The sequence below is a fragment of the Bradyrhizobium cytisi genome (assembly GCF_008123515.1).
Lineage (GTDB): Bacteria > Pseudomonadota > Alphaproteobacteria > Rhizobiales > Xanthobacteraceae > Bradyrhizobium > Bradyrhizobium cytisi.
This window is the reverse complement of the sequence record NZ_VSSR01000128.1, coordinates 1-9,302: the sequence shown is the minus strand read 5'-3', so window position 1 is coordinate 9,302 and position 9,302 is coordinate 1. Positions and strand designations below refer to the sequence as shown.

At 58.8% G+C, this 9,302-nt stretch carries 8 protein-coding genes and 3 pseudogenes; 8 read left to right on the top strand and 3 right to left on the bottom strand.

Translation table 11 applies throughout. The annotated features are described in order from the left end of the window. From FXB38_RS41210 to FXB38_RS41195, 4 genes and pseudogenes are all read left to right on the top strand, one after another. A partial coding sequence (locus FXB38_RS41210) for a tyrosine-type recombinase/integrase (RefSeq protein WP_148756588.1) occupies nt 1-276 on the top strand: 276 nt, incomplete at its 5' end. Then, nucleotides 276-494, top strand: a pseudogene (locus FXB38_RS41205) (transposase zinc-binding domain-containing protein); the annotation flags it as partial. The gene FXB38_RS41210 and the pseudogene FXB38_RS41205, both read left to right, overlap by 1 nt. A gap of 444 nt (nt 495-938) precedes the next feature. After that, nucleotides 939-1,952 (top strand): annotated as a pseudogene (locus FXB38_RS41200) (IS91 family transposase); the annotation flags it as partial. Nucleotides 1,953-2,347: 395 nt separating this feature from the next. Then, a protein-coding gene (locus FXB38_RS41195) for an IS5 family transposase (protein ID WP_148756587.1) occupies nt 2,348-3,099 on the top strand; the annotation gives its coding sequence in 2 pieces (ribosomal slippage) (nt 2,348-2,678 and nt 2,678-3,099; 753 coding nt in all). On the opposite strand, the gene FXB38_RS44410 is transcribed toward FXB38_RS41195, so the two are convergent. Next, nucleotides 3,091-3,354, bottom strand: coding sequence for a M14 family metallopeptidase (locus FXB38_RS44410; RefSeq protein ID WP_246230615.1), 264 nt, complete (start codon nt 3,352-3,354; stop codon nt 3,091-3,093). The two genes, FXB38_RS41195 and FXB38_RS44410, sit on opposite strands and share 9 nt — an antisense overlap. A gap of 469 nt (nt 3,355-3,823) precedes the next feature. Here FXB38_RS44410 and FXB38_RS41185 point away from each other — a divergent pair, with 469 nt between their 5' ends. The 3 genes and pseudogenes from FXB38_RS41185 to FXB38_RS43535 all read left to right on the top strand — a co-directional run. After that, nucleotides 3,824-4,489 (top strand): ATP-binding cassette domain-containing protein, encoded by a 666-nt coding sequence (locus FXB38_RS41185; protein WP_187435513.1) that lies wholly within the window; start codon nt 3,824-3,826, stop codon nt 4,487-4,489. Nucleotides 4,490-4,496: 7 nt separating this feature from the next. Beyond that, complete coding sequence (locus FXB38_RS43380; protein ID WP_187435512.1) at nt 4,497-4,751, top strand: hypothetical protein; 255 nt, start codon at nt 4,497-4,499, stop codon at nt 4,749-4,751. Nucleotides 4,752-5,366: 615 nt separating this feature from the next. Beyond that, nucleotides 5,367-5,660, top strand: a pseudogene (locus tag FXB38_RS43535) (aspartate racemase/maleate isomerase family protein); the annotation flags it as partial. Nucleotides 5,661-5,888: 228 nt separating this feature from the next. On the opposite strand, the gene FXB38_RS41175 reads toward FXB38_RS43535, so the two are convergent. Continuing rightward, on the bottom strand, nt 5,889-6,101 hold the full coding sequence (locus tag FXB38_RS41175) for a hypothetical protein (RefSeq protein ID WP_148756584.1): 213 nt from the start codon (nt 6,099-6,101) through the stop codon (nt 5,889-5,891). A 308-nt stretch (nt 6,102-6,409) separates the two neighbouring features. On the opposite strand from FXB38_RS41175, the gene FXB38_RS45260 reads away from it, so the two are divergent. Continuing rightward, nucleotides 6,410-6,700: an FAD/NAD(P)-binding protein gene (locus FXB38_RS45260; protein WP_187435511.1), complete on the top strand. Its 291-nt coding sequence runs from the start codon at nt 6,410-6,412 to the stop codon at nt 6,698-6,700. Nucleotides 6,701-7,039: 339 nt separating this feature from the next. On the opposite strand, the gene FXB38_RS41165 is transcribed toward FXB38_RS45260, so the two are convergent. Further along, nucleotides 7,040-8,539, bottom strand: coding sequence for a porin (locus tag FXB38_RS41165; RefSeq protein WP_148756583.1), 1,500 nt, complete (start codon nt 8,537-8,539; stop codon nt 7,040-7,042). Nucleotides 8,540-9,302 lie beyond the last annotated feature (763 nt).

Below are 9,302 nucleotides of genomic sequence, written 5' to 3'. Positions count from 1 at the left end.
GTGTTGCACGCCGCCTGTCGGTCGGCGGTGAAGGCTGCGGGCCTGACCAAGCGCGTCACGCTCCACACGCTGCGCCACAGCTTCGCGACGCATCTTCTCGAGAACGGAACCGATATCCGGATCATCCAGGTCTTGCTCGGGCACAATAATTTGTCGTCGACAGCGCGCTACACGCAGGTCGCCACCGATACGATCCGGGCGACGCAGAGCCCGCTCGATCGCCTGTCGCTGGAGGTGACGCCACCTGGAGGATCCGCGGCGGCGGGATGCGGGTGATGATCCGCCCCGACAGCCGCGCCAACAGGCCCGCCATCGAGATTGCCGATATTCTGCGCCGGCATGGCGACACCTATCGCCGTGTACATGCCGGTCATCTCGGTCGGGTCGAGCGGCGCGTGATGAGCGCAATCGTGGCGTGCCGGACCGAGGCGCTCGGCGGCCACATGGAGGCTTGCGACGACTGCGGCACGACACGCGTCGCCTATAATTCCTGTCTTATGGGCAGATTCCGTAATGGTGAGCCGGCGACAGGCCTCGGCCGCCAATCTAGCGGTGTTTCAACTGGTTCGGTGTCAATCAGTCTGCCTTTTGCTCTCCATTACAACGGTTGTGCGCCGAGACCGGCCGACGGGAGATCGCGCTCCGGGGCGACACACGGTCTTCGCTGCGTGTCGTCGTGGATCGGACGCGGGAAACCTGCGACCACCGAAATCTGCCTGCACCGTGGATCCAGACGAGAAGCTCGAAGCCATTGAGGCCACTGGGCCACCTGCTCTGAGGAAACGACCCTTTGACCTCCGGATGGCTGATTGCCGGCCCAAGGGACGGTCCGTAATGGAGAGTCAGATCTCCAAAATCTACGCTCCCTAGAATGCAGCGGGTCGCCAGCTCCCCATTACGGAATTTGCCCATAAGACAGGTAATGGGCGACGCCCATTACCTGCCGCAACCGGCACTGTCCGAAGTGTCAGGGGCCAGCCCGGGCCGCGTGGCTCGCCGCGCGAGAAGCCGACCTGCTGCCGGTTCCCTATTTCCACGTCGTCTTCACACTGCCGGCTCCGATCGCCGCGATCGCCTTTCAGAACAAGGCCATCGTTTATGCGATCCTGTTCAAAGCCGCCGCCGAGGCGATGTCGACGCTCGCCGCCAATCCACGCCGGCTCGGCGCCGGGATCGGCGTCGTCGCTGTCCTCCACACCTGGGGACAGGCGCTGACGCACCATCCCCACGTCCACTGCGTCGTGCCGGGCGGCGGCCTCTCGCCCGATAGCGCGCGCTGGATCGCCAGCCGACCAAACTTCTTCCTGGCGGTCAAACCGCTCGCCCGGCTGTTCAGACGCCTGTTCCTCGAACGTCTGACCGCCGCCTTCGACGCCGGCATCCTGAACTTCTTCGGCGATCTCGCATCTCTGGCCGAGCCTGCTGCCTTCACAGCTCACCTCGTCGCCATGCGGCGCATCAGCTGGGTCGTCTACGCCAAACGGCCGTTCGGCGGTCCCGCGCAGGTGCTGGCCTATCTCGGCCGCTATACCCATCGCGTTGCAATAGCCAACAGCCGGCTCGTAGCCCTCGACGAGGATCACGTCGCCTTTACCTGGAAGGACTACCGCCAGAACGGCACGACAAAGATCATGAAGCTCAAGGCCGACGAGTTCATCCGTCGCTTCCTTCTTCACACGCTGCCCGATGGCTTCCATCGCATCCGCCACTTCGGCTTCATGGCCAACAGCCATCGCGCTGCCAAACTCGCCCTTTGCCGCAAACTTCTCGATCGTGAGCGGACAGCGCCAAACGATGGCGAGCCGTCGCCTGTGGAGTCGGACGCTCTGACGTGGCCCAAGGCTCCCGCCTGTCCTGAGTGTGGTGGCGTCATGCGCATCGTCGAGCGCTTTCGACACAGCTTCAACCGCTCCAGTCCTCAAACATCCCCGTTCCGGTGCGATACATCGTGAGCCAAGTCATGCCGTGCACAACGATCGCCATTCGTCATTCCGCTCCCAGCGTCTCGATCATCGTGGACGCTGTCGAATCCGTGCTGCCACACGGCGCGACAACAACCGTCCGATGCAGCAAAACGCCTATCGCGATCTCCGGCAAAGCGCGCCTGATCTCAACTCTTCCCCGATGCACACATCTCGCAGCTCTGCCTCACGTGCCGAGCCGGCAGACCGGGCCTTGCGATCTCCAACAATCCCCATAGCTGCAAAACCGCGCATACCCGCCCGCGCCTTCGTTCAATCCGGCTTCAATGAGGTCGCGTAACTGCGCATGCCGCGCCAGCGCGTGAGCGCGACCTCACAGAACCCTCCAGATTCTCATCCGGGCTTGATTGTGATTCAAGCTTGGGATGGAGCGATTCGTTTTGACTGATGCCCAATGGGCGAAGATGGAGCCGCTTTGTCTCGGCAAGCCGGGCGATCCCGGCCGGAGCGGCAATAACAACCGGCTGTTTGTCGAAGCAGTGTTGTGGATCGCCCGTACGGGCAGCCCGTGGCGCGATCTGCCGCGCGCCTTCGGCAACTGGATGAGCGTGTACACGCGTTTCCGCGACTGGGCGAAGGCGGGCGTTTGGAAGCGTCTGTTCGACGCAGTCTCAGACGAGCCGGACATGGAATACGTCATGGTCGATGCCACCATCGTCAAGGTCCACCGCCACGGACAGGGCGCAAAAGGGGGACGCAAAACCAGGCCATCGGCCGCTCTAAAGGCGGTATGACCACCAAAATCCTGGCACTGACCGACGCGCTCGGCAATCTCGTGCGTTTCGTGCTGCTGCCCGGACAGCGTTTCGACACGGTCGGCGTCCCGCCGCTGATCGAAGGGCTGGCCTTCGATGCCCTGATCGCAGACAAGGCGTTCGACAGCAACGCCATCATCGCCGACCTCGACACACGCGGCGCCAAGGTCATCATCTCCCAGCACCCGCGGCGCGCAAAACCTCTCGCCATCGACCAGGAAATGTACAAATGGCGGCATCTGATCGAAAACTTCTTCTGCAAGCTCAAGGAATTCAAGCGGATCGCCATGCGTGCCGACAAAACTGACATCAGCTTCGGAGCAATGATCAACCTCACCGCCGCCGTGATAAATTCAAGATGAATCCAAACAGACCCTAGTTAGATAGTGCGCGATTAGTTGCGACAGAGTGCCGTCCGACCGGCCAGGAAAGGCCCGGTTCATATTGACTCCATCGATAGGGGATACGCGCGTGCCACCCAGCACAGCCGGATAGTTCAGCATCGGAAGGATGATGATGCGTCCACGAACATCCGCAGGCGAGAGGGAACGCGCCAACTTCAGCAACGAGAGCGGTCCTTCGTATTCGTCGCCATGACTACCGCCAGTGAGGAGCACCGTCGGCCCCTGCGCATTCCTGATGACGCAAATCGGGAGGCGAACAAGACCCCATGCAGAGTCGTTTCTCGACGAGGGGACGTCGAGATAGCCGAACTGCTTCCCGGACACCTCGTAATTGCAATCCGTAGTGACCCTTGGATTTGCGGACACCGCGCTCTCCCGAATAAGATGCCTGCAAATAAGGCATGTGTACAAGAAAGGGTCAAGATGCTCAAGCGCGGATGATTTCTAGGGTGAGAGAGCGAATGTAAGCCCTCCCATTCCACGGAAGTTCCAGGAAGCACGATCAACATATCTATGATATGTTTCTGTTTTCATAATCTGGAATGATATAAAGCGATATCTTGGGACGAGCACAAAAAAGCCCCCCGTTTTATAGATGTACACATCTTTGTTGACTTCGCGCGCGCCATCTGTATCTTTCCGATGCACCAAGTCTTCGAAAAGGCGACACGGGGGGATTCCGATGCGCGAGGCAAGTGCACACCGCGATATCGTGGTGGCGTGCGCAGGTGTCTGGAAAATCTTCGGTCAGCGGGTGTCGGAAGCTATAGAGGCCGCTAAGCGCCACGGCGTCGACAAGGACGAGATGCTAGCGCGCTTCCATTGCGTCATTGCGGTTCGAGACGTGAGCTTCGCGATCCGAAGAGGCGAAATCCTCTGCATCATGGGATTGTCGGACTGCGGGAAATCCACGCTCGTCCGCCACATCAATCCCCTAATCGCGCCCACAGAGGGCGAGATCTTGATCAATGGCGAAGATATTGGAGCGTGCGACACGAAGCGACTCCGCCATATCAGCGCGGCTGAAATAGCGATGGTGTTTCAAAACTTCGCGCTGCTACCCCATTCCACCGTGCGCGACAATGTCGCCTTCGGACTTGAGCTACGCAACTTGTCCAAGATGGCGCGCTGGGATCGCGCTCAGCGAATCATTGAGCAGATGGGCCCCAAGGGTTGGGAAGATCGATTTCCATCCGAATTATGGGGTGGCATGTGCCAACGCGTTCGCATCGCCAGAGCTATGGCGGTAGATCCATCCATCCTTCTGGTGGACGAGGTGGACGAGCCCTTCAGTGTGCTGGACCCGTTGATTCGTCGAGATCTGCAGAGCCAGTTTCTGGAAATGTAGCCAAGTCTTGCTAACGACTCTGTTCATCACGCACGATCTGAAAGAAGCGTTCTGTGTCGGGGATCGAATTGTAATCATGAGGGATGGCTGCATTGTGCAGATGGGCACGGCCGCGGAGATCGTATCGAACCCGCAGATGCGTATGTTGCTGACTTCGCAAGCGACATTTCCCGACTTCATTTCAACGGCTGAAGTCGGCAAATGGATATATGCCTTAGCCGTCGAGAAGCAGGACCCCCGCGCTTTCGCAGCAAAGTTCTGATCAAAAGCCAGAAGTCGAGGACTGGCTTTTCAAGTAGCCCCGTACTGGCGGGTGAACTCACCGACAGGCCAGCGGGGCTAGCCCGGTGTCTGCCGCATAGCTTCGTGGAATGGCGGCGTTCCGATCAAAAGAGGTTAACTCATATGGACGAAAGCGTCTCGAGGCGCCACTTCGACCGAGTGGCTGTTCCAACTGCATTCGATGACGGCCCCGGAAAGTACAGAATTGGCCTGATCGCATTGTCGAATGACTACACGACTGAGCGCGACTTCACCAACATGCGCCCGAGCGATCAAGTCGCTATTTTCACGAGCCGCCTATCTTTTGCCCCAGATTGTTCCGTGGGTTCCTTGAGCGAAATGGTACCGCGCATTACTGAGGCCGCCTCGCTCCTGGTACCGCAAGGCCGGTTGGACGTCATTGCTTATTGCTGTACGTCGGGAACAGCCGTGATAGGGTTCGAAAGAATTCAAGATCTCATTCGCGCATGTCGACCTGGAGTGGCATGTAGCACTCCTCTGACGGCCTCACTGGAAGGGCTCGATTGACTTTCGGCGAGACGGATAGCGATGCTTACGCCATACACCGATGATGTGAACGAAATCATATCAAAAAGCATCGGGAAAACAGATCTCGTCTTTCGCCAGCTTCAAGATTTCGGACAACGAATTGATGTCGAAGGTCACGCCGGAAAGCATTGTTCGCGCGGCTGTCGAAATGAATACGCAGGCTGCGGATGCATTGTTCATCTCTTGTACAGCCATTAGGGCCGTCGAAGTGATAGAAAGAATCGAACAGCAGATCAGGAAGCCGGTAGTTACCGCGGTACAAGCCCTATTCTGGCAGCGCCTACGCCTGGCTGGCTATGAAAAGGCGATACCTGGCTACGGAAGATTAATGAGGCTCTAGCCCGGAGCCCATTTCTGACGACGAAGGCAAGCTCGACGCTGAGACCGCTCCTCGGCGCCTTGTGCAAAACGTTTTTGGATGCGATGTCCGGCCACGCTGTGTCGTGGAACACGAATTCCAACAGGGAGATCGGACGTGTTTCTCCCGCATGGCGGCCACTAGCACTAGTTCCGTCGACTTCTGCGCGCCTCCGGATCGGCGCTCGCGGATCGTTGAGTAACACGGCGCTCATGCGTCGCCTTTGTCAAGGCTACAGACCACGATGCCAAGCTTTTTCGCCTGGATGGCCAGCTTGTCCCGTATACCAATTACGGGCCACGGCTTCACAGCTTCCGACCAGATCACCTGATCGCGGAGGATATTTGCGAGTTGCGCCCTTGCATCGCCTCCCTCGGCGGCTTTCGCTGCATCGAGGCAGCTCGACGATTCGATCTCATCCAACGTTCGGCCCTCACAGGCGATTTGAGCAGCTCGATGTCATTTAGAGCAAATGCGCCTTCGCAAGCAAACTTGTCTCGGCTTCTGGCAAGATCATATTCCTCTCGGACGAGCGCCGCGAAGAGGCCTCCTTAATGTTGGCCCAGGCTCTCTGTGCGGAGACGGTCGCGCTGTTTTGTTTGGTTGACCACGCAGCTTTCTGCATGCTGAACGACGGAAATTTGGTTGAAATGTGAGGATGTGAGCAGGTTCACGTGCAGTCCGAATGGTCCGTGCGTACTTGGTGCAAAGGGTGATGTACTGATGTACTGATGCATGTTGGTCACGTGTATCAGCTCGTAAAACGTCCAGCGGCCCACTTTCGTGTGACCTTGATTGAGAGGGGGCCTGAGATCGCGCGGAGCGTGGCCTATCACACCGGCAATCCCGAACACCTGCTGAACGTGCGGGTTGCGAATATGAGCGCGCTGCCTGACGAGTCGGGGCACTTCTGGCAGTGGCTTTGCGCACGGGCATCGACGTTGCGGTCGCCTTGGCCGATGGAAGGAATTTCAGAGGAGACCTCGCGATTTTCGCGACCGGCCATGATGCCGCGGCCGTGAACCTACCCTGCCATGCCAATCCCTGGACTCAGCTACCGCCGCGGGCGTCGACAAGCACTCGACTGTGCTGATTCTAGGTAACGGACTCGTCGGGGTATTGCGCATCTCGGCTGCGATTAGCACTTTTTCGATCGGCGCACGGCAGGATGGGCAAGCCGACCGGTACCGAACACGGAGTCTCGCTCGTGCAGCCCGCTGAAGCACTAAAGAAGGCGTCGCGAGGCAGACTCCGATGTCAAAATAGAAGGCCTCCGATGGGCATATCGGAGGCCTTCCTTGGAGGTCAAACTTAGATCTATGAAGTCGCTTGCTTTCTCCTTCTGCTAGTTTGACGGAGGCTCAGAAATTGCGCTGGGCGCGCAGCAGCATGTTCACCGCGTTCTGGTCCTTCGCTTCGTACACGGCCGCCGGCTTGGCAATTCCAGCAACCGCCGTGCCCGCCCCCGAGAACGTGCCAGAGTACTTCTGGTCGACGCGCGTCCAGTTCAAGTCCGCCGTGAACGCTAGGTTCTTCACTGGGGTCCAGACGACGTTGGCGCCGATCACACCCAGATTGAAATCCGGGTTGCAGGTCCCGGCGAAGCCGATCAACAGAGCAGCGTTGGCGCAGATGGTCGCCGCACCGTTCGAACCATACTTCAGCTGAGAATATGCACCGTAGATGCTGGAGGACCAGTTCGGGCTCCAGTTGTGGGTGTAACCACCGCGGATGCCCCAGGTCTTGACCGTCTCGATGCCAGAACCGGCGACAAAGACACCGTCGGCGATGCCGAAGAGGCCAATGCTCTGGTAGGCGCCGGCGAGGCCAGTACCACCATACAGCGCGGCGTTCTGCGGGAACAGGCTCTGGAAGTTATAGCGGCTAGCACCATCCGTGTAGACGGCCTGCAGGTTGATGCTGTCGCCAGCTCCGGTCGGGATGTTCTTGATCGACATCGCGGCCTGAACTGCCCAGCCCCACTTGTCGTCCGGATGGCCGGTGACTTCCGTGGCGCCATAGTAGGCGGCATGCATGTCATGTGCCGCCGCCGAAAACTGGAACAGACCCCAGGCTTGGTCGACGCGGACCTGACCAATGAGGTCAGGAGCACGCGTTCCACCCCAATCATTGGCGCCGTATGCGCCGGTGATCATGCCAGCGGCGGTTGCGGTCGACAGATTCCAGAGGTTGGCTTGGTCATATTGTGTCGGGTCCTGCAACGCTACAGTACCGGTGATACCCTGACCGAAATCAGCCGTGTAAGCGACCTGGTTCACGCCGGTCACATGGTTGCTGCCCCCCGGGAGCGTATCAGGGCCGCCAGCGGGATAGCTCTGCCAGGGAGCATCGAAGATCGAAACCGTACGACCGAAGGTGAAACCAGCGAACTGAATGAACGCATGGTAGATACCGAGCTGACCACCGCCGACCGTGGCATTGGTGCCGGTGCTGTCGTAGGCCGACGGAGAGCTTCCCGTGTAGCCGCCACCAGTCCAGGTGAAGACCAAGTCAGCGTAAGTACGGACGACGCCGTACTCAGTGGCGGTGCGCGTATCGACCGTGAAGTCCATACGGGCGCGAGACGTGTAGTAATTGCTCAGACGGTTGCGAGCACCGGTGACGCCACCGGCGAAACCGTAGTCGCTGTTCGTGCCAAGCACCGCATCAGCGCGCAGATAGCCGCCAAACTTGATGCAAGTATCGGTGCCAGGAATGTAATAGAAACCGGCACCGTAGAGGGAGCAGATCTTCACGTATTCGACCGCTTTGGCCTTCACGGGAAGATCGGCGGCCTGCGCGCCGCCAACGGCGATCAGACCTACCGCTGAACCAAGCAAAAGGCTCCTCAACATTCTCATAAATTTTCTCCAGACTGTTCCAACCTCAAGGTGGCCGCTCAACCATTACGGCAGAGACCCAACCACCTCGGCGTTGCCCCGACGCTCCCCGCACTGCAGGGCCTTCCGTGAACGCCAACTGATAAACAGAACCAGCCGGCGTCGCTGTGCGGATGATTCCGCCGCTCGCGTTCTTACGTTGACAGACTGCGCTTCTTATTGGCGCACAAACTCTGTACGGAACGGACGGATGCATGCACGTGCCCAGCAAGCGTGATGTAGTCGTGTCACATCGGTACGATTCGCACTGAATACGGGTAACCACGGTACGTTTCGTACCTTTATCAGCCGGTATTTGGCGTTCTCAGAATGATCTGAATGCAACAGCCTGGAATGCTTGGGGGACGCATTGGCCGGACAATCGAGAGAGTGGGCATCGTCTCAACAACTTGAACTCGTGATCGGCTGTCAGTCGACAAAGTCTCAGCGGCTATATCAGCTTCGTGAACGTCGATCGCTATCGGCCCTCAGTTTAGCCGGAAATCGAGATGACTCTTATCGCGCCGCCCCGTTGCGGTTTGGCCAGCAGCTTCGAAGCCTGAACGGCTTCAGCAAAAGCTTATGATTCACGGCAAGTCGCCCAGCGTAAGCGCTCATTTGTTCCCGTAGTCATCTGGAACGGAAGTTCGTCACATTATACGATGGCTCGAATCTCTGAAGAGGAGAGCGTTCGCTCGAATGTGGACGACAGCCGCACCGTAGCCTGCGGCGCGACAATCAAGAT

Bases quoted from the DNA above. Each gene is read 5' to 3' on its own strand.
- FXB38_RS41185 (WP_187435513.1), top strand. From the start codon at position 3,824: ATGCGCGAGGCAAGTGCACACCGCGATATCGTGGTGGCGTGCGCAGGT.
- FXB38_RS45260 (WP_187435511.1), top strand. From the start codon at position 6,410: ATGCATGTTGGTCACGTGTATCAGCTCGTAAAACGTCCAGCGGCCCAC.
- FXB38_RS41165 (WP_148756583.1), bottom strand. From the start codon at position 8,539: ATGAGAATGTTGAGGAGCCTTTTGCTTGGTTCAGCGGTAGGTCTGATC.